At 68.8% G+C, this 20,675-nt stretch carries 18 protein-coding genes; all 18 read left to right on the top strand.

Annotation, left to right across the window (positions count from 1 at the left end; translation table 11 throughout):
- Window positions 1-34: 34 nt before the first annotated feature.
- The 18 genes from JHD77_RS29380 to JHD77_RS29295 all read left to right on the top strand — a co-directional run bounded on the left by JHD77_RS29380 (window position 35) and on the right by JHD77_RS29295 (window position 20,310).
- Window positions 35-844 carry a class I SAM-dependent methyltransferase gene (locus JHD77_RS29380; protein WP_003088221.1) on the top strand — a complete coding sequence of 270 codons (810 nt, stop codon included), beginning with the start codon at window positions 35-37 and terminating at the stop codon, window positions 842-844.
- A gap of 157 nt (window positions 845-1,001) precedes the next feature.
- On the top strand, window positions 1,002-3,029 hold the full coding sequence (locus JHD77_RS29375) for a ribonucleoside triphosphate reductase (RefSeq protein ID WP_003111559.1): 2,028 nt from the start codon (window positions 1,002-1,004) through the stop codon (window positions 3,027-3,029).
- 43 nt (window positions 3,030-3,072) lie between these two features.
- Window positions 3,073-3,219, top strand: a complete 147-nt coding sequence (nrdD, locus tag JHD77_RS29370) for an anaerobic ribonucleoside-triphosphate reductase (protein ID WP_003088212.1) — start codon at window positions 3,073-3,075, stop codon at window positions 3,217-3,219.
- Complete coding sequence (locus JHD77_RS29365) at window positions 3,216-3,914, top strand: anaerobic ribonucleoside-triphosphate reductase activating protein (RefSeq protein ID WP_016253532.1); 699 nt, start codon at window positions 3,216-3,218, stop codon at window positions 3,912-3,914. The genes nrdD and JHD77_RS29365 overlap by 4 nt, the downstream gene beginning before the upstream one ends.
- A gap of 193 nt (window positions 3,915-4,107) precedes the next feature.
- Window positions 4,108-5,508 carry an NAD(P)/FAD-dependent oxidoreductase gene (locus JHD77_RS29360; protein WP_016253533.1) on the top strand — a complete coding sequence of 467 codons (1,401 nt, stop codon included), beginning with the start codon at window positions 4,108-4,110 and terminating at the stop codon, window positions 5,506-5,508.
- 12 nt (window positions 5,509-5,520) lie between these two features.
- A complete protein-coding gene (locus tag JHD77_RS29355) occupies window positions 5,521-5,868 on the top strand; it encodes a cupin domain-containing protein (RefSeq protein ID WP_003088200.1) in 348 nt (115 codons plus the stop codon).
- A 44-nt stretch (window positions 5,869-5,912) separates the two neighbouring features.
- The gene (locus JHD77_RS29350; RefSeq protein ID WP_003105845.1) at window positions 5,913-7,145 is read left to right on the top strand and encodes an aromatic amino acid transport family protein; all 1,233 of its coding nucleotides are present in this window, start codon (window positions 5,913-5,915) and stop codon (window positions 7,143-7,145) included.
- Window positions 7,146-7,208: 63 nt separating this feature from the next.
- Window positions 7,209-8,756 (top strand): PucR family transcriptional regulator, encoded by a 1,548-nt coding sequence (locus JHD77_RS29345; RefSeq protein WP_031640646.1) that lies wholly within the window; start codon window positions 7,209-7,211, stop codon window positions 8,754-8,756.
- A gap of 567 nt (window positions 8,757-9,323) precedes the next feature.
- Window positions 9,324-10,550: a DUF2599 domain-containing protein gene (locus JHD77_RS29340; protein ID WP_003161731.1), complete on the top strand. Its 1,227-nt coding sequence runs from the start codon at window positions 9,324-9,326 to the stop codon at window positions 10,548-10,550.
- A gap of 106 nt (window positions 10,551-10,656) precedes the next feature.
- Window positions 10,657-11,337 carry a hypothetical protein gene (locus tag JHD77_RS29335; RefSeq protein ID WP_003114933.1) on the top strand — a complete coding sequence of 227 codons (681 nt, stop codon included), beginning with the start codon at window positions 10,657-10,659 and terminating at the stop codon, window positions 11,335-11,337.
- A gap of 91 nt (window positions 11,338-11,428) precedes the next feature.
- Window positions 11,429-11,935, top strand: coding sequence for a sigma-70 family RNA polymerase sigma factor (locus JHD77_RS29330; protein WP_003088185.1), 507 nt, complete (start codon window positions 11,429-11,431; stop codon window positions 11,933-11,935).
- Entirely contained in the window at window positions 11,932-12,882 is a 951-nt protein-coding gene (locus JHD77_RS29325; protein WP_031756261.1) for a FecR domain-containing protein, read from the top strand. Before JHD77_RS29330 ends, JHD77_RS29325 begins: the two co-directional genes overlap by 4 nt.
- Before the next feature lie 208 nt (window positions 12,883-13,090).
- Window positions 13,091-15,505 (top strand): TonB-dependent receptor, encoded by a 2,415-nt coding sequence (locus JHD77_RS29320; RefSeq protein ID WP_031756259.1) that lies wholly within the window; start codon window positions 13,091-13,093, stop codon window positions 15,503-15,505.
- A gap of 40 nt (window positions 15,506-15,545) precedes the next feature.
- The gene (locus JHD77_RS29315) at window positions 15,546-16,697 is read left to right on the top strand and encodes a PepSY-associated TM helix domain-containing protein (protein WP_191519456.1); all 1,152 of its coding nucleotides are present in this window, start codon (window positions 15,546-15,548) and stop codon (window positions 16,695-16,697) included.
- Window positions 16,694-16,882, top strand: coding sequence for a hypothetical protein (locus JHD77_RS29310; protein ID WP_003088166.1), 189 nt, complete (start codon window positions 16,694-16,696; stop codon window positions 16,880-16,882). The genes JHD77_RS29315 and JHD77_RS29310 overlap by 4 nt, the downstream gene beginning before the upstream one ends.
- Before the next feature lies 1 nt (window position 16,883).
- On the top strand, window positions 16,884-18,095 hold the full coding sequence (locus JHD77_RS29305) for an MFS transporter (RefSeq protein ID WP_004349335.1): 1,212 nt from the start codon (window positions 16,884-16,886) through the stop codon (window positions 18,093-18,095).
- On the top strand, window positions 18,092-19,732 hold the full coding sequence (locus tag JHD77_RS29300) for an alpha/beta hydrolase family protein (protein WP_073658683.1): 1,641 nt from the start codon (window positions 18,092-18,094) through the stop codon (window positions 19,730-19,732). Before JHD77_RS29305 ends, JHD77_RS29300 begins: the two co-directional genes overlap by 4 nt.
- Window positions 19,733-19,773: 41 nt before the next feature.
- Complete coding sequence (locus JHD77_RS29295) at window positions 19,774-20,310, top strand: HIT family protein (protein ID WP_023114306.1); 537 nt, start codon at window positions 19,774-19,776, stop codon at window positions 20,308-20,310.
- Window positions 20,311-20,675 lie beyond the last annotated feature (365 nt).

Here is a 20,675-nt window from a genome sequence, read left to right as displayed (position 1 = left end):
CACTCTCAACCGGGCATGCCCCCCAGGAGGAAAGATGACCGCAACCGAGCAGATCATGGCGCTCCTCGAACGCTGGGACCGCCAGCAGGAGGGCTACATCCGCCAGCGCGAGGAGCGCTACGAGGCGATGTTCCAGTTGCTCGAAGACCTCTTCGGCCGCGACGGGCGCTTCACCGCCATCGACGCCGCCTGCGGCCCGGGCTCCCTCGGCCGGCGCCTGCTCGAACGCTTCCCGGCGGCGCGGGTGGTGGCGCTGGACGCCGACGTCATGCTGCTGGAGATCGCGCGTACGGCGCTGGCCGGTTTCGCCGAACGGGTCCGCGTGGTGGAGTGCGACCTCACCGATCCAGGCTGGACCGAACGGGTCGCCGAAGCGCGCGAGTCCCTCGCCGGCGAACGGCCCGCGGCGCTGCTCTCTTCCACCGCGTTGCACTGGCTGTCGCCCGCCGAACTCGCCGGGTTCTACGCCCAGGCCGGCGAGCTGCTCGCCCCCGGCGGCGTGCTGCTGAACGCCGACCACATGCGCTACGACCGACGCTGGCCGGGACTCGCGGAATTGTCCCGGAAGCACCGCGAGCGGGTCCTCCAGGCGTCCGTGGCCAGCGGCGCGGACAGTTGGGAAGACTGGTGGCAACGCGCCGCGCAGATCCCCCGGCTGGCCCCGCTGAAGGCGCAGCGCGACGCCCATTTCGCGCGGCGCCCGCTCAGGCGCGCCAGCGAAGACGAAGACTGCTCGCTCGATTTCCATCTCGCCGCCCTGCGCCAGGCGGGTTTCGCCGAGGCCGCCACGGTCTGGCAGCAGTTGGACAACTACGTCGTCTTCGCCCGCCTCGCCCAGGCCTGATACGCCGTCACCCGAGCACGGGGAATACCTCCAATGGAACCCGGCCAATCCGCCGGACGTTGACGCAGATCAACGCCGGCTCGGCATCGCTCGCCAGAATCCACAACATATTGTTGTTTTGCAAAATCAAAACACATCATGTTGTGGAGAAGTTGAAATGACCCAGCCCCGGAAGGCTACCTGGCCGGCCACCCTGCTCAAGCGCAACGGACGTGAAGTCCCTTTCGATCCCGGCAAGATCGAACGCGCCATCGCCGCCGCCGGCCAAGCCACCGGCGAGTTCGACCCGCAGCAGGCGCAGGCGCTCGCCGAACGCGTGGTGGAACGCCTGCCGGAACGCGCCTGCCTGGATATCGAACGGGTCCAGGACCTGGTCGAACGGGTGCTGATGGAGGCCGGCCACTACCCCACGGCGCGCGCCTACGTGGTCTACCGCGAACGCCACGGCCGGCTGCGCCGCGAGCGCAAGACCCTGGTGGACGTCGCCGCGTCGATGAACGAATACCTGTCCCGCGAGGATTGGCGGGTGCGCGCCAACGCCAACCAGGGCTATTCCCTCGGCGGGCTGATCCTCAACGTATCCGGCAAGGTCACCGCGAACTACTGGCTGGATGAGGTCTACGATGCCGACATCGCCGCCGCCCACCGCGACGCCGACCTGCATATCCACGACCTCGACATGCTCGCCGGCTATTGCGCCGGCTGGTCGCTGCGCACCTTGCTGAACGAAGGCCTGAACGGCGTGCCGGGGCGGGTCGAGGCCGGTCCGCCGAAGCACCTGGGCAGCGCCCTGGGGCAGATGGTCAACTTCCTCGGCACCCTGCAGAACGAGTGGGCCGGGGCCCAGGCCTTCAGCTCCTTCGATACCTACCTGGCGCCCTACGTGCGCAAGGACCGCCTCGACTACGCCAGCGTGCGCCAGGCCCTCCAGGAGTTCATCTACAACCTCAACGTGCCGTCGCGCTGGGGCACCCAGACGCCCTTCACCAACCTGACCTTCGACTGGGTCTGCCCGGACGACCTGCGCGACCAGGTGCCGCGCATCGGCGGCGAGGAGATGCCCTTCGCCTACGGCGAGCTGCAGGCCGAGATGGACCTGATCAACCGCGCCTACATCGAGGTGATGCAGGCCGGCGATGCCCACGGCCGGGTATTCACCTTCCCGATCCCGACCTACAACATCACCCACGACTTCCCCTGGGACAGCGACAACGCCACGCGCCTGTTCGAGATGACCGCGCGCTACGGCCTGCCCTACTTCCAGAACTTCCTCAACTCGGACATGCAGCCCAACCAGGTGCGCTCGATGTGCTGCCGCCTGCAACTGGACGTGCGCGAACTGCTCAAGCGTGGCAACGGCCTGTTCGGCTCGGCGGAGCAGACCGGCTCGCTGGGCGTGGTGACGATCAACTGCGCGCGCCTGGGCTATCGCCACCGTGGCGACGCCGCCGGCCTCTACCGCCAGCTCGACCACCTGCTCGAACTCGCCTTCGCCAGCCTGGAGCTGAAGCGCAAGGTGATCCAGCAGCACATGGATGCCGGCCTCTATCCCTACACCCGACGCTACCTGGGCACCCTGCGCAACCATTTCTCCACCATCGGCGTGAACGGCCTGCACGAGATGGTGCGCAACTTCAGCGACGACCGCGAGGGACTGCACAGCGAAGCCGGGCGCGAGATGGCCCTGGCCCTGCTCGATCACGTGCGCGCGCGGCTGGTGGGTTTCCAGGAGGACAGCGGGCACCTCTACAACCTGGAAGCCACGCCCGCCGAGGGCACCACCTATCGCTTCGCCCGCGAGGACCGCAAGCGCTATCCGCGCATCCTCCAGGCCGGCACGCCGGAGGCGCCCTACTACACCAACTCCTCGCAACTGCCGGTGGGCTTCACCGACGACCCGTTCGAGGCGCTGGAGCTGCAGGACGCCCTGCAATGCAAGTACACCGGCGGCACCGTGCTGCATCTCTACATGGCCGAGCGGATTTCCTCCGCCGAAGCCTGCAAGACCCTGGTGCGCACCGCCCTCGGTCGCTTCCGCCTGCCGTACCTGACCGTCACCCCCACCTTCTCGATCTGCCCGCGGCACGGCTACCTGGCCGGCGAGCACGAGTTCTGCCCGAAGTGCGACGAGGAGCTGCTGCAACGCTCCACGCCCAAGAGCTGTTGCGGCGGCTGCGGCGGTTGAGTCGCCTGTCGTTCCTTTCATCCACCAGCAAGGAGTACCACCGATGAACCCCAACCAGTTGCCCGAAGGCCAGCGCCAGCGCTGCGAAGTCTGGACCCGCGTGATGGGCTACCACCGTCCCGTGGCAGCGTTCAATGCCGGCAAGCAGTCCGAGCATCGCGAACGCCGCCATTTCCGCGAGACGCGATGAGCGCCACGCTCAGGGTCGGGGGCCTGGTGCCCCTGACCACCCTCGACTACCCCGGCCTGCTCGCCTGCGTGCTGTTCTGCCAGGGCTGCGCCTGGCGCTGCCGCTACTGCCACAACCCGGAACTGATCGCGCCGCGCGGCGCGGAGGAAATCCCCTGGTCACGCCTGCTCGACTTCCTCCGCCGACGCCAGGGCCTGTTGCAGGCGGTGGTCTTCAGCGGCGGCGAGGCGACCCTGCAGGCGGCCCTCGGCGACGCCATGCGCACGGTCCGCGAACTGGGCTTCCGCGTCGGCCTGCACAGCGCCGGCATCAACCCCCGCGCCTTCGCCCGGGTGCTGGCGCAGAGCGACTGGGTGGGCTTCGACGTCAAGGCGCCGGCCGAGGACGTCGCCGCCATTACCGGCGTGGACGGCAGCGGCGCGGCCAACTGGCGCAGCCTGGAATGCCTGCTGGACAGCGGCGTGGCCTACGAATGCCGGACCACGGTGCACTGGCGCTTGTTCGATAGCGAACGCCTCTGGCGCCTGGCGACGCGCCTGCGCGAGATGGGCGTGGAGCGCTTCGCCGTACAACTGGCGCGCCCGGCCCGCCAGCTCGATCCGCAGCTTCTCGCGAAGCCCGCGCCGCAGGGCGCTGCGCAGCTATGGCGAGAACTGGAAGAGCTGTTTCCCGCCTTCGAACTGCGCGACGCCTGAGCCTCCGGTTCAGCGGCGCCGCTCGGGCCTGCCAGCTCGCTCGGACAGGGCGGGCAGTCCCGACCAGGCCTGTCCTTCACAAGACTCATACGATCGTACGAGAGCACCTCCTCGATTCCTAGTTGCGTCCAATTGTCGCGGACGGCGCCGCTCGCCACCCTTGCTCCAGATTCAGCGACCCCGGACCCGCGCCATGAAACTCACGCTCACCCCTCCCCTGACCCCCAGCCACTGGATGCGCTCGACCGACCTGGCCGACGCCGCCAGCGCCCCCCTCGTCGGCACCCACTCGGCGGACGTGGCGATAGTCGGCGGCGGTTTCGTCGGGCTCTGGACCGCCATCACCCTCAAGCAACTGGAGCCGGACGCACGGGTCCTGCTGCTGGAGCAGGACGTCTGCGGCGGCGGCGCTTCCGGCAGGAACGGTGGTTTCGTGATGTCCTGGTGGCCGAAGATCGGCACCTTGCTGGGCTTCTGCAGCGAGGCGCAGGCGCGCTTCCTTGGCGAAAGCGCGGAGCGGGCGATCCAGGAACTCGGGGAGTTCTGCGCGCGGCATGACATCGATGCGCACTTCCAGCAGAAGGGCTGGCTGTGGACCGCCACCACGGCGCACCACCTCGACGCCTGGAACGATACCCTCGCCGCCTGCGAACGGCTCGGCGTCAGTCCCTTCGAACGCCTCGACGCCAGCGAAGTGGCACGCCGGACCGGTTCGCCGGTGCATCTCGCCGGGGTCTTCGAGCGCAGCAATGCCACCGTGCAACCAGCCTTGCTGGTGCAAGGCATGCGCCGCGTGGCGCTGGCCCTCGGCGTGGAAATCCACGAGCGTTGTGGCGTCAGCCAGATCGTTCCCGGCCAGCCGGCACAGCTGCTGAGCGCCGGGGCCCGGGTTCAGGCCAAGGCGGTGGTTCTCGCGACCAACGCCTGGTCGGCCGCCCTGCCCAGGCTCTCCAGGCTGATCGTGCCGGTGAACAGTTCCATCGCGGTTACCGAGGCGATACCGCAACGGCTGGAGCGAATCGGCTGGACCGGCGGGGAAGCCATCACCGATTCCCAACTGATGGTGGACTACTACCGCACCACCCGCGACGGGCGCATCGCCTTCGGCAAGGGCACCGGCGCCATCAGCTACGGTTCGCGCATCGACCGGGTATTCGACGTCGACCGGGAGAGCCTGGCCCTGACCGAGGCCGACTTCCGCCGCACCTATCCCTCGCTAGGCGACATCCCGCTGGTCGACGGCTGGTCCGGCCCCATCGACCGTACCTACGACAGCCTGCCGGTCTTCGGCCACCTGCACGAGAACATCCACTACGGCATCGGCTGGAGCGGCAACGGCGTGGGACCGAGCCGCCTGGGCGGGCGGATCCTCGCCAGCCTCGCCCTCGGCCGCGACGACCCGTGGAGCCGTTGTCCGCTGGTAGAACGCCGCTGCCGGAGCTTCCCCCCCGAGCCGCTGCGCTACCTGGGTGGCTCCCTGGTGCGCAACGCCGTCCTGCGCAAGGAACGCGCGGAACTCGCCGGTACCGCGCCCTCGGCCACCGACCGCTTTCTCGCGCGCTTCGCCCCCGCCGGCCTTGAAGACAAATCCTGAGGAGCCCATGGCATGAACCCTTCGCTCATCCGTCTCGACGACGAAAGTCCTTTCACCTCGCCCACGCCCGTCGGCCAGCCGCTGGGCGAACCGGTAGCCCTGACCCGTACCGCGGCCCACCGCCCGCTCGCCGACGGCAACGGCGTGACCGGCATCTGGGAATGCACCCCGGGGCGCTTCCGCCGACAGGTCGAGCAGGCCGAGTACAGCTACATCGTCAGCGGTGAAGGTCGCTTCACCCCGGACGAAGGCCAGGCCGTGGAGTTTCGCGCCGGCGACGCGCTCTATTTCGCCGCTGCCACCCAGGGCACCTGGGACATCCGCCAGACCGTGCGCAAGACCTACCTGATCTTCGACTGACCCCGAAGAACCGAACTCCACCGCCCTGACAGAGGAAACAAGAAATGGGTATGCGAGAAGCGAACGACAACGCATCGGGCCTCAAGGCCCATCCCCTGGGCTCGCTCGAGACGATCGCGATCATCATCGGCACCAACATCGGCGCCGGCGTGCTGAGCATGGCCTACGCCGCCCGCAAGGTCGGCTACGTGCCGTTGCTGGTATGCCTGGCCCTGACCTGCCTCTTCTGCATCGTCACCATGCTCTACGTGACCGAAGCCTGCCTGAGAACCCGCGGCAACAACCAGCTCAGCGGCCTCTCCCGGCGTTACCTGGGCCCGCTCGGCGGCTGGCTGATCTTCATCGCGGTGGCGGCCAACAGCTACGGGGCCCTGGTCGCCTACATGACCGGCAGCGGCAACATCATGCTCGAGTTCTTCGGCCAGTACGGCCTCACGCGCCAGGTCGGCAGCCTGATCTTCTTCGTCCCCTCGGCGCTGGTGCTCTACCTGGGCCTGAAGGCGCTCGGCGTGGGCGAGAAGCTGATCAGCGCCGGCATGGTGGCCATCGTCTGCATCCTCATCGGCGCTACCCTGATGCACGACGACGCCCGTCTCGCCCACCTTTGGCAGAGCCAGTGGCAATACGTGGTTCCAGTGTTCAACCTGGCGGTCTTCGTGTTCGGCGCGCAGTTCCTGGTTCCGGAGCTGGTGCGCGGCAACCTGGCAACCCCCGGGCGCGTGCCGCGCCTGATCGTGGTCGGCATGCTGCTGACCTTCCTGCTGGTGGCGGCCATTCCTGCCTCGGTCATCGCCCTGGTCGGCCCCGACAACCTCAGCGAGGTGGCGACCTTGAGCTGGGGACGCTCCCTCGGCCAATGGGCCTACTACGTGGCGAACACCTTCGCCTTGCTGGCGATGCTGACCTCCTACTGGGGACTCGGCGGGTGCCTGTTCACCAATATCTTCGACCACTTCCGCCTGGGCAGCGAAACCAACCGGCGCAAACGCCTGGCGGTGCTCGCCGCGGTCTCGGTCCCGCCGTTCCTGCTGGCCTATGCGGGGCTCGGCGGCTTCGTGAACGCGCTGTACTTCGCCGGTACCTTCGGCGGCGTACTGATGGGCATCATCCCCATCCTCCTGCTCAACGCGGCGCGGCGCCACGGCGACCAACTGCCGGCATTCAGCTGCGGCTGGTATGCCCATCCGCTGATACAGGGGCTGATCGTCCTGGTGTTCGCCTCCAGCGGGGTCTATGCGATCGCCTCGGCACTGGGGATGCTGCCCGCCAGTTGGTGACAGGGCGCGCTGCCTGCGCCCGGGGCGATTACACTGAAGGCCCATGCCTGGAGTTTCCTGGACATGCCGCAGAGCATCCGCCACCTGATCGCCCTCCCCGAACTCCGTTCACGCCTGCTGAGCGGAGCCGGCGGCCTCGACCGCCCGGTTCGCTGGGCGCATGTCTGCGAACTCGACGACCCCACCGAATGGCTCGGCGAGGGTGACCTGCTGATGACCACCGGGCTGGGCATACCGAGCGAGGCCGAGCGGCAACGGCGTTACGTCCGAAGACTGGCCGAGGCCGGCCTGGCAGGCATGATGATCGGCGAGAACATGGAGGCCCCGAGCGACCTCGATGCCCTGCGCGAGACGGCCGAGGCCCTGGGCTTCCCGTTGATTCTCACCCACTACGGCGTCCCTTTCGCCGCCGTGACCCGGGCCATCGTCGATGCGGGGCAGAAAGACGAATACGAGCGCCGCAACGCCCTGGCCCGGATATACGAAAGCGCCCGGTTGAGCATGCAGGGACTGGGCCTGCCGGCGCTGCTGCAACGCCTCGGCAAGGACGTGCGGAGCAGCCTCTACCTCATTGTTCCCGACACCCTGGCGGCCTGGCAGCCAGGCCTGCCAGGGCTGCCCGTGGAGTTGGCCGACGCGCTGCGCAACCGCCGTCGCGAGCAGGCGGAGCCGCAGCCGATGGTCCTTCGCCATCCGCTCGCGGAAGGCGAAGCGCTCAGCATCGGCATTCCCTCCGACCGGAACTGCCTGCTGATAGCCCTGGGCGAGCGGCTGCCGGACTACAGTCTCCTGCACCACCTGACGGCAGTGCTCGGCATAGAGATCGAACGGCTGCGCGTCGAAAGCGAACGCCACCTGCGCCTGGGTTCGGAATTGCTCGACGACCTGCTGCAACGACGGCTATACCGGGAACAAGCCGAGGAGCGGCTGGAGGAACTGCTGCCCGGGCTCGATCTCGACGATGCAGTCGTTTCCGTGGCAAGTTCCGAGGGGCTCGCGACCGACCCTATCGGTCTTTTCCGGGGCCACGACTCACGCCTGCTGGTTCGCGCGCAAGGCCAGGAAATCATTCTGCTGCACCAGGCCGGCCTCGCCTCGACACTGCAGGAAGCCCTGGACAGCTCGCTGGGCGTGAGCGCTCCGCTCCGTCGTGCCGAACGTTGCGCCGAGGCCTTGCGCGAAGCGCGCCTGGCCCTGGCCCACAGCCATTCCCGGCGACCGTTGTGTCGCTACGCGGAACTGGACGACGAGGCGCCCTGGCTACCCAGAAGCCTCGCCGAGGCCGAGCGGGCGTTCCGCCTGGTCCTCGGCGCCCTCCACGACTATGACGCGGCCAATGGCTCCGCACTGCTACACACGCTGCAGGTCTTTCTCGAGGAAAACAGGTCCTGGTTGAACGCCGCGCAGCGGCTACACATACACAAGCAGAGCCTGGTCTACCGGATACGCCGCATCGAGGAAATCAGCGGTCGCTCGCTGGACAGCACCGCCGATGTGGCGACCCTCTGGTTCGCCTTGCAGGCAACCCGGCTGTCGCCGGAAGCGAGGGGCAGGACGGCGAAGAGCAGCCTCCTGGAGCAGTCCGCGCACCATGGCGGCGACATGGACTGACGGCGGAGCCCGATACCTGGCGCTTGCAGGGCGACGCCGCCGCCAACAGGCGCGGCCAGGAACAGTTGCCTGGCAGCGGCGTGGCCTGTGGATGCCGGACCACGGTGCATCGCAGCGAGCGCCGTTGCGAATGCATTAATCCCCCTTGCTAGCTAGCCACCCCGCCGCTGGAGCGGCGCGGCCCGCGCTTCTAGGCTCGAACGGTAAGACGGAAGCCCATCGGCGCGGCGCAAAGGAGGCCTGCGATGCGTAACGGAATCCACGCTGTATCCGCCCCGCTACCCACCCTGTTCGTATCTCCGCCGGCGGTCTTCACCGCCTCCCTCGAGCGACTTCCCCCACACGCTCGGCAGGCCCCCGCCGCCCAGCGCCCGCCGGGGTCGCCCGGCATTCCCGGCAGCGCCCGGTTGCAGACTGGCGCCACCACGTCCCGCTGACGTCCCAACGCCGACGGCCATGCCGTCGCAAGCGCTTCATCCCCCGCGATCCGCCCGTCGCGCTCGTCCCCATCGGGACCAACCGGGCCGCCCCCGGCCCGCTCCTTCGAACCTGCGTGGAGTCCATCCCATGAACGGAAGCAGATCCATCTTTCTCTACCTTCTCGCCGCCGCCGGCCTGGCGCTGACACCCGCGGCCCAGGCCGACCGGGGCAACGACGTGGTCGCCCGGCTCAACCAGTTGTACAACGACACCCGCCAGGATTGCGGCGGACCGTCGAAGCCGGCATTCCTCTGTTCCGGCGTGCTGTTCCGCGCCACCTGGCCTTCGACCGACTACATGTTCTACAGCATCAGTCCGAAGAGCCAGAAAAGCGGCGGCGTCTCCGCCTCCTACCTGCGCAAGGACGCCAAGTACCGCAAGCTCGCCTATGGCCTGAAGAGTGGCTTCATCTTCGACACCATCTTCGGTAATCCGAAGGACCACCAGGACTATGCGGTGCTCTGTTCCTTCCCCATCGACGCCGCCACCGACGACCGCGCCCAGCAGGGTTGCACCGATTCGCGGCGCACGCCGAACAGCGTCGAGAAGTCCTGCCAGGACATCAACGTCAGCACCGCCGAGCAGTGGGCGGCGAACTACCGGCAGAACCGCGGCGACCATTCGCGGCAGTGCTCCTTCGACGTCCGCGACGAGCGCAATACCGCCGCCGGCCCGGCCTTCTACCAGAGCATCCGGGCGATGGCGCAGATCGCCGACGAATCCTTCACCACCCAGAACGAACTGCGCCTGGCCAAGTGGGAGGAAAACCCGCCGAAGTCGCCGTCGATCCTCGCCGCGTTCTACACCGAGGACGCCGGCCTGGAGGGCGCTCGGCTCAACCAGATCCAGTGGTACCAGTCGGTCCAGGCATTCCTCCCGATCATCAACATGCGACTGCCGCAGACCCGCCAGCAGGACGCGCAGTTCGCCTACGACGGGCGTAAGCAGGCGATCTACCCGACCAGCGAGAAGAATGCCTGCGAGCGCTATGTGGAAAGCGCCACCTGGGTGGAGCGCGACGATCCGGGCTTCAGGAAGAAGATCATGACCCTGGAAGTGGTACCGACCGATTGCGGGCGCAAGATCCAGGACAACCAGACCAACAATTTCTTCAACGAGCTGGTGGTCGACCACTACCTGGACAGCGAATGGAAGGACAACCCGGACAACCGCGACAGCAATATCGGCAGCATGCGCCGACAACTGGTCTGCCACTTCAACGTCGCCCGCAACAAGCCCGAGTGGAACCTGGAACCCTCGCGGCCGTACACCTCCAACGAGGACTCCATCGCCAAGGGCTGCAATAACACCTGAGGCCGCTCCGCGGGGGCGCTACGGCGTCCCCTGCGAACAGCGATATGGCCTTTTGACATCACGCGTTCTACCATGCCGTCTTTCCAAGCCGCCAGGGAACGAACGCATGGCTTTCGATGCCGCCCGCTATGTCCACCGCTACTACGCCAGCCTGGCGCCCGCCCCGGGCAACGAATACCCGCGCCTGAGGGCCTGGGAGTACCTCTGGGAGTATGTCTGGGACCCCAGTCGCAGCTGGGACGACCTGACCGCCCCCGAACAGCTCGACACCACCGCCCTGCACCTGGGTTTCTACCTGGCCAACTGGGGCATGTTCCGTGGCTCCTCGGGACTGCTGCAGAACAGCAACCTGGACCTGATGAAAGCGCTGGCCCGGCAGCTCTTCAGCGGTGCCGGACCGGAACTCTTCGAGCTGTCCCTGGTGGATTTCGCCGGCAACGGCGCGCGCCTGGCGCACAACCGCAAGCTGCTGGAAACGGTACTCGGGTCGATGGACGCCCTCAGCAGCCGGGTGAGCTGGACCGACACCCTGAAGAGCAAGATCCTGCTCGGCGTCTGGGGCGAGTTTCCCGCCCTCGACCGCCACTACGTGGCCGCCTGTCGCGCGCTGTATCCACGCCGGGGCCTGACGAGCGTCAACGGCGGGACCCTCACCGCGCTGCACCGCCTGATCGGCGAAGAAAGGCTGTCGTTCCCGCGCCTGGAGACCGCCCGCAAGGGGCTCCTCTACCCCACCGGGCGCCTGGCCGACATGGCTTTCTTCCAGTACGGCCTGGAAAACGCTTGAGGCGCTGCGCCGCCGATCCGGGGGACTTGTAGGCATGCCCTCGCTGTAAGTAGTATGAGACTCATTCTCAATTACAACAGCGATCCCCTCCATGCCGCCGGCCGACGCCTCCCTGCACGACGCTGTGAGCCATCTCTACCAGGACCACCATGGCTGGCTGCAAGGCTGGTTGCGGCGACGCCTGGGCTGCGCGGAAAACGCCGCCGACCTGGCCCAGGACACCTTCGCCCGCCTGCTCGCCTCGCGCCGGGTACTGGATGCGCGCGAACCGCGCGCCTACCTGACCACCGTCGCCAAGGGGCTGATGATCAACTGGTTCCAGCGCCAGTCGCTGGAGCGCGCCTACCTCGATGCCCTGGCCAACCTCCCGGAAGACCTCGCGCCGCCGCCGGAACAGCGGTTGATGGTGCTGGAAACCCTGCATGAAGTAGACGCCCTGCTCGGCAGCCTGCCGGACAGGGTCCGCCAGGCGTTTCTCCTGGCGCAGATCGAAGGCCTGAAGTACGAAGCCATCGCCGAGCGCCTGGGCGTGTCCCTGGGTTCGGTCAAGCGCTACATGCAGCAGGCCTTCCGCCAGTGCCTGGAGCTGATGGAATGAACGCCGCGGACGAAGGCCGGATTCCCTCGCCGATCCTCGACGAGGCCGCCGAGTGGCTGGTGCGCCTGCAGGACAGCGGCTGCACCGACGACACGCGCCAGGCCTGCGCCCAGTGGCGGCAGCGCAGCCCGCAGCACGCCCATGCCTGGGAGCGCGCCGAGCGCCTGCTGCAATGCCTCGGCCGACTGCCGCCGGCGCTGGCCCTGCCGACCCTCGGCCGCGAGCACGGGCTGGACCGGCGGCGCGCGATCAAGCACCTCGCCCTGGTCCTCGGCGGCGCCTCGCTGGGGCTCGCCACCTGGCAGGCCGAACCGTTGCGCGACTGGCTGGCCGACCAGCGCACCGGCGTCGGCGAACAGCGCCGCCTGACCCTGCCCGACGGCAGCCTGCTGACCCTGAACACCGACAGCGCCGTGGACCTGGCCTACGACGCCAGCCAGCGGCTGGTACGCCTGCTGCGCGGCGAGATCTTCGTCGATAGCCGCGCCGACCCGCGTCCGTTCCGCGTCGCCACCGCCGAAGCGCGGCTGCATGCCGGTGCCGCCCGCTTCAACGTACGCCAGGAGATGGCCGCGACCCGGGTCGCGGTACTCGCCGGGCGGGTCGAACTGAGCCCGCTCCACGGACGCGGGCGCTGGCTGGAAAGCGGCGAATCGGTGCGCCTGGGCGCCGACGGCGAAGCGCGCCGGCTGGCCTTCGACGGCCTGCCGGACGCCTGGACCCGCGGCATGCTGATGGCCGACCGGATGCCGCTGGCCGAGGTGCTCGCCGAACTCGCCCGCTACCGTCGCGGCGTACTGCGCTGCGACCCGCAACTGGCCAGGCTGGCGGTGTCGGGCGCCTATCCGCTGCTGGACCTGCGGCGCACGCTGGGCATGCTGCAGGCCACCTATCCGCTGAAGGTGCGCGGGGTGACCGACTACTGGATCAGCCTGGTGCCGGCGTGACGGCGCGGCCGCCATCCCCGTGGCAACCGCCCCCTCGCGTCCACCCCGGCAGGCCGTCCGCCGTTGCGCCGGAACAGGCGTTGCCATCGACATACCGTGCTCCGCAGAAAAATAACCGCCTCGACCTGAGACCTTTTTCCTTCTCGGCTGGCAAGTAGAGGAATCCGCCCCGACCCAAGGTCCGCAGAGACCACGAGGAACCCTGTACATGCCCGTACGCACGCTTCGTCCCCGTTCGCTGTCCCTGGCCATCCACGCCGCCGCCATGACCCTCGCCCTCGCCGGCGCGGCCCCCGCCCTGCTTGCCGCCGAGGCGCCCGCCGCCAGCTCGGCGCGCAGCTATGACATCGCCCCCGGCCCGCTCGGTCGCACCCTGTCGGCCTTCGCCAGCGACAACGGGGTATCCCTGGCGTTCGACCCGGCGCTCACCGAGGGTCGCCGCAGCGCCGCCCTGCGCGGCCGCTACGCGCCGGTCGAGGCGCTGCACCGCCTGCTGCTGGGCAGCGGCCTGGAGTTGCAGCAGCGCAGCGATGGCAGCTACACCCTGGTGCCGGCAGCCACCGATGGCGCGCTGGAACTGCAATCCTCGCTGATCACCGCCCAGGCCGCCGGTGCCGAGACCCTGCCCGCCGAGTACGCCGGCGGCCAGGTGGCCCGTGGCGCGCGCCTGGGCATGCTGGGCAACGCCGACGTGATGGATGCGCCATTCAGCATCACCAGCTACACCGCCAGGACCATCGAGCAGCAGCAGGCGCGCAGCGTCGCCGACCTGCTACAGGCCAACGATCCGTCGGTGCGGGTGGTCGGCGGGCGCGGCGACCTGGTGGACAGCTACACGATTCGCGGCTTCAGCGTGCAGAACGCCGACGTCGCCTTCAACGGCCTCTATGGCCTGCTGCCGTTCTGGCGGGTACCGATCGAATTCGCCGAGCGCGTGGAAGTGCTCAAGGGACCGAACGCCCTGCTCGGCGGGATTTCCCCCGGCGGCAGCGTCGGCGGCACCATCAACCTGGTGCCCAAGCGCGCCGACGACCAGCCGCTGACCCGCGTCAGCGTCGACTGGACCCAGCGCGGCCAGCTCGGCACTCACCTCGACATCGGCCGGCGCTTCGGCGAGAACAACGCCTTCGGCGTGCGCTTCAACGGCGTCTACCGCAACGGCGATACCGCCGTCGACCATCAGAGCCGCGAGTTTCCCATGCTCTCCCTGGGCCTGGACTTCCGTGGCGAGCGCCTGCGCCTGTCCAGCGACCTGCTGTACCAGAAGGAAAGCCTGGAAGGCGTGGTGCGCCCGCTGCTGACCGGCCCGGGAACCACCCACATCCCCCACGCCCCGGACTCGAAGACACGCTTCGGCCTGCGCGATTCCTACCTGGACCAGGAGGATTACTCCATGGTCAACCGCGGCGAGTACGACCTCGCCGACAACCTGACGGCGTTCGCCAGCATCGGCGGCCGCCAGAGCAACTACGAAACCATCGCCGCCAACAGCATCCTCGTCGGCAACCAGGGCGATATCGTCAACAGCCTGGCACGCCAGCGCGGCGACCGCCGCACCTATTCCGCCGAGGTCGGCCTGCGCGGCAACTTCGACACCGGCCCGCTCCGCCACGACTGGACGCTCAGCGTCAACCGCCTGCACGAACGGCTGGGCATGGTCTATGCCTTCACCGGGATGCAGCCGGGCAACCTCTACCAGACCTCGCCGCATACGCCGCTGCCGGACTTCTCCAGCCTCGACGGGAGCATTCCGAAGACCAATGAAACCGACCTCGGCGGCGTGGCGCTGGCCGACAGGCTGTCGTTCCTCGAGGATCGCGTGCAGGTCACCCTGGGCGTGCGCCGCCAGCAGATCGAGTCGCGCAACTACGACCAGACCAGCGGCGCGCGCACCAGCCACGACAAGCGGCACGTGTGGACGCCGATGGCCAGCGTGCTGGTCAAGCCGCTGCTGGACCTGTCGCTGTACGCCAACTACATCCAGGGCCTCAGCCAGGGCGAGGCGGCGCCGATGACCGCGGCCAACGCCGGCCAGGTGCTGGCACCGTACAAGGCCGAGCAATACGAGATCGGCGCCAAGTACGACCTGGGCGGCTTCACCACCACCCTGGCGCTGTTCGAGATCAGGAAACCGAACGCCTATACCGACGCCAGCAACGTCTTCCGCGCCGACGGCGAGCAACGCAACCGCGGCGTGGAGCTGAGCCTCTATGGCGAACCGCTGGACGGCGTACGGGTGATGGCCGGCGCCACCTACATCAAGCCCGAGCAGAACAAGACCGGCGACCCTGCCAGCGAAGGCAAGGACGCGCCCGGCGTGGCCCGCCGCCAGGCCAACCTGGGGGTCAGCTGGGACACCCCGTTCGTCGACGGACTGACCCTCGACAGCCGCTGGATCTACACCGGCTCGGCCTATGTGGACAGCGCCAACGCCCTCGCCGTGCCGCACTGGAACCGCGTCGACCTCGGCGCCGCCTACGCCTTCCAGGTCGCCGGCAAGCCGCTGGTGGCGCGCGCCAACCTGGAGAACGCACTGGGCAAGGACTACTGGACCGCAGCCAACGGCTACCTGTCGATCAGCTCGCCGCGCACCCTTTCCCTTTCCCTCACGGCGGACTTCTGAGTCCGCCCCACCATAACCAGAAACCGCCGATGACCAGCCAATGACCGCGAAAACCCTGCGCACCTGGTACCTGGTGCACGAATGGACCAGCCTGATCTCCACGATCTTCCTGCTGATGCTTTGCCTCACCGGGTTGCCGCTGATCTTCCACGAGGAGATCGAGCACTACTTCGAGCCGCATCCGCAGCTCGAGCCGCTCACCGCCGAGTCGCCGCGCATCGACTACGACGACGTGATCGCCCGCGCCCTGGCCGCCCGGCCGGGCGAAGTGGTGCGCTTCCTGGTATTCGAAAAGGACGACCCGCTGGGCCTGGTGATCAGCGCGCCGAGCCTGGTACCGCCGCCGGAGAACGGCCACATGCAGCCGTTCGACGCGCGCACCGGGGAATTCTTCGACGCGCTGCCGCCGCCGGGCGGCTTCATGTACCTGATGCTGAAGCTGCACACCGACCTGTTCCTCGGCCTGCCCGGCTACCTGTTCCTCGGCCTGATGGGCCTGCTGCTGGTGGCCTCGCTGGTGTCCGGGGTGGTGGTATACACGCCGTTCATGCGCAAGCTGGACTTCGCCACGGTACGCGCCGAACGCAGCCGTCGCCTGAAGTGGCTGGACCTGCACAACCTGCTGGGCATCGTCACCCTGTCCTGGGTACTGGTGGTCGGCGTGACCGGAGTGATCAACACCCTGGCCCTGCCAATCCTGATGCTCTGGCAAGGCGGGCAGTTGGCGGAAATGACCGCGCCCTACAAGGACGCGCCGCCGCTACAGAGCCTCGGCTCGCTCGACGCGGCCCTGGCCACGGCACGCCGGGCGGCGCCGGACATGGAGGTCAGCTTCGTCGGCTTCCCCGGCACCCAGTTCAGCAGCCAGCATCACTATGCGGTGTTCATGCGCGGCAACACGCCGCTCACCGAGCGCCTGCTGAAGCCGGCACTGATCGACGCGCAGAGCGGCGAACTCACCGACATGCGCGAGATGCCGCTGTACGTGAAGACGCTCCTGCTGTCGCAGCCGCTGCACTTCGGCGACTACGGCGGCATGCCGCTGAAGATCGTCTGGGCGCTGCTCGACCTCGTCAGCATCGTCATCCTCGCCAGCGGTCTCTACCTCTGGCTCGGCCGACGCAAGACGCCATTGGAGAAGCGCCTGGCGGAACTGCCGGACGGCAGCCTGGCGACGGAGGGCAAGGCATGAGGCGCGGTCTCTGGATGATCTTCCGCTGGCCCCTGCTACTGGCCCTGCTCGGCCTCTTCGGGCTGCTCTCGGCGCTGCTCGGCGACGGCCTCTACGACCTGCTCTCCTGGCTCGCCCTGGGCACTCCGCTGGTGCTGGTCGGCTGGGTCTGGCTGCGCCTGCCGCGAACCCGAAGGAACCCCTGAGGTGACCACCCCGCCGCCCTCCGCCAACACCCTGGACCTGCGTCCGCTGATGTTCGAGACCTTCGTCTGCACCCTCGCGGTGATGTCCTTCGTCGCCCTGGTCGGCCCGCTCGCCCGCAAGCTCGGCCTGGCGCCCTGGCAGGCCGGCGCCGCGGTGACCGTCGGCGGCATCGCCTGGATGCTCGCGGCGCGGCCCTGGGGCATCGCCAGCGACCGGCATGGGCGACGGCGGATACTGCTCGGCGGGCTGGCCGGCTTCGCCCTCTCCTACGGCTCGCTCTGCCTGTTCATCGTGCTCGCCCTGCACTGGACGTTGCCGACCCTGTTCGCCTTCGCCGGTATCGTTCTCCTGCGCGGCCTCGCCGGCGGTTTCTACGCCGCGGTGCCGGCCTGCACGGCGGCACTGGTGGCCGATCACGTCGAGGCGCAACGACGCGCCGCGGCGCTGGCCGGACTCGGCGCGGCCAGCGCGATAGGCATGGTGATCGGGCCGGGGCTGGCCGGACTCCTGGCGACTCACGGGCTGGTCCTGCCGTTGCTGGTCACCGGCGCGCTGCCCCTGGTCGCCCTGCTGGCGCTCTGGCGCTGGCTGCCGCGCGAGGAGCGTCGCCAGCCGAACCGCGGCGCCGCCCTGGCGATCGGCGACCGCCGCCTGCGGCGGCCGCTGGCGGTGGGCTTCGTGGCGATGTTCAGCGTCACCGTGGCGCAGATCACCGTGGGCTTCTTCGCCCTCGACCGGCTGCGCCTGGATTCCGCCGACGCCGCGCGGGTGGCCGGCATCGCCCTGACCGCAGTGGGCGTCGCGCTGATCCTGGCCCAGCTCCTGGTGCGCCGCCTGGACTGGCCACCGCCGCGACTGATCCGGGTCGGCGGGCTGGTCGCCGCCATCGGCTTCGCCGCCGTGTGCTTCGCCGACTCGCCGCCGCTGCTCTGGCTGGCCTTCTTCGTCGCCGCGGCGGGCATGGGTTGGGTATTCCCGGCAGTCTCGGCGCTCAACGCCAATGCCGTGCGCGCCGAGGAACAGGGTGCCGCCGCCGGCACCCTGGTGGCCGTACATGGCTTCGGCCTGATCAGCGGGCCGCTGCTCGGCACGCTGCTCCACCAATTGGACAGCCGCGCCCCCTACGCGCTGGTCGGTCTGCTGCTGGCGCTGGCGGCGTTCTGGCCGAGCCAACCGACGCGCCCCGTGGAAACGAGGAGCGAAGCACCATGACCGCTGTCGACCTGCTGCTGGTCGCGACCCTGCTGGCGGCCCTGCTCGCCTGGTGGATACCCGCCCTGCCCGGCCACCGTGGCCTGCTGGCGCTCGCCTCGACGCTGGCGCTCGGCGCCAGCCTGTACGCTGCATGGGACGACCGCTGGCAAGCCGGCGTCGGCGCCTTCGCCGGTTTCTCCCTGCTGCTCGGCGCCTGCCTGCGCCGGAAGCCCGAGCGCGGCCTGCCGTTCCGGACCGGTTCGCTGTACGGCCTGCTGGTGCTGCTGGCAATCGCCGCGCTGTACCTGTTCCCGGTCGCGCCGCTGCCGGCGCCGAGCGGCCCCTATGCGGTCGGCGTGCGCGATTTCGAACTGGATGACCCCAGCCGGCCCGGCCTGCTCGGCGCCCCGGCCGGGCAGCCGCGGCGCCTGCTGGTACGCGCCTGGTACCCGGCACGCCCGATCGCCGGCGCCGCGCCGCGTCACTATTTCGACCCAGGCGAGGCGCGCAGCACCGCGCGGGGCTTCGGTGAAATACTCGGCTTTCCGCCGTTGCTCACCTACCTCAAGCACCTGCGCACCAATTCCTATCCGGACGCCCCGCTGCGCGACGACTCCGCTCGCCTGCCGGTGGTGTTCTACAGCCATGGCTACAGCGCCTTCGCCGGCGGCAACTGGACCCTGATGGAAGAACTGGCCAGCCACGGCTACGCGGTCTACGCCATCCAGCACAGCGGCGACGCGTCGCCGACCCGCCTGCCCGATGGCACGCTGCTGCCCATGGACCCCGGGCTGGTCGAACACCTGCGCCGGGCCGCCCACGACGGCTTGCCGCAGGCCATGCGCCAGGGCTATGTCAGCGACGATCTCGACCAGCGCCTCGACGGCCAGTTGCACACCGCCCTCGACCTGCCCGCCCCGGCCAACCGCGCCATCAACCTCAGCGCGCCGGTATGGCTGGCCGACCGCCTGTTCGTCCATGACCGCCTGCAGGCCGGCGAGGTCCCGGACAGGGTCGCCGACCTGGTGGCCGCCAGCGACTTCGCGCACACCGGCGAGATGGGCATGTCCTTCGGCGGCTCGACCACCGGCGCGGTCTGCATGGTCGACCGACGCTGCGCGGCGGCCGTCAACCTCGATGGCGGCGACTTCGACTTCGCGCCCTTCGATAGCGATCTCCCGGCACCGCTGCTGATGCTGCACGCCGACCTTGGCAACTTCTACCGGCTGTTCGGCATCGAACCGCCGGCCCGCCCGAGAAGCTTCAACGACTTTTCCTACGAACGCTTCGAGCACGCCGGCCAACGCCAGGACATTCATCGCCTGGTACTGCGCGATTCGGCCCATGCCGGGCTTACCGACAATCCGCTGTTCATCCGCCGGCCGCTGCGCGACGGGCTGCTCGGATCGGCACCGACGGAAGTCCTCATCCAGGCTCCCAACGCCCTGGTGCTGGGTTTCTTCGATCACTACCTGCGCGGCCGCGCCAACGACTTTCCGCAAGCGCAGATGGCGCGCTTCCCCGCCTGGCTGACGCGCTACGACAACTCGGCGGTGCGCGACTGGTGGCTGGCCAAGCCGGAAGCCCAGCGCCTGGCGCTGCGACAACGCATCGACGAAATGAAACGGCGCAAGACCGGGCTGGATCTTCCCTGACGACGGGTTACAGTGGGCGCCCCATCTGCGGAGCGCCGTCCATGCATATCCCGCCCGAGCTGATCATCCACCAGACCCGCCACTGGACGCTGAACCAGCGGATCGACTCGGCCCTGCCCGGCTACTGCATGCTCGGCTCGCGGCAACCGGCGACGGCCTTCCACCAGTTGCCGGAACAGGCCCTCGCCGAATTCGGGCCGCTGCTGGCCAGGGTCGAACGCGAAATGGACGCGCTGCTGCGGCCGCGACGCATCTATGTCGGCCGCTACGGCCACATGCCCGGCCTGCCGGTGCATTTCCACCTGATTCCACTGTACGACTGGGTCGAGGAACTGTTCTGGGAGGACACGCGTTACCGGACGCTCCAGCAGTTCGGCGTGCCGACCGCCGAACCCCTTACCGATGGCGCCGAGCTGACCCTGTTCGTCTGGCGCGAATTCTGCGAACGCGCCGATCCACCGGCCGGGCGCGGCATGGATCGGCAACAGGCGATCGCCGGATTGCGCCGGGCATTCGGCTACGGCGTCCAACCCCGAACATCGTCTGGGCCGGACTCCGAGTCCGCGCAGGACGCATGACCGCGTGCGGTTGGGTGGGCTTCGAGGCCGCGTAGGGCGGATAACCGCTTGCGGTTATCCGCCATGAAACGTCGGCGCAGCGGCGGATAACGCCGGTGGCGTCATTCGCCCTACGACCCGGCTCCGAGGCCGCGGTACGCATGACCGCGTGCGGTTGGATGGGCTCCGAGGCCGCGTAGGGCGAATAACCGCTTGCGGTTATCCGCCATGAGACGTCGGCGCAGCGGCGGATAACGCCGGTGGCGTTATTCGCCCTACGGCCCGACTCCGGGGCCGCGGGACGCATGACCGCGTGCGGTTGGGTGGGCTTCGAGGCCGCGTAGGGCGAATAACCGCTTGCGGTTATCCGCCATGAAACGCCGGCG

This window comes from Pseudomonas sp. P20 (genome assembly GCF_016463925.1).
Classification (GTDB): domain Bacteria; phylum Pseudomonadota; class Gammaproteobacteria; order Pseudomonadales; family Pseudomonadaceae; genus Pseudomonas; species Pseudomonas aeruginosa.
Note: the sequence above shows the minus strand (reverse complement) of the source record. Positions and strands in the feature narration are given on the sequence as shown.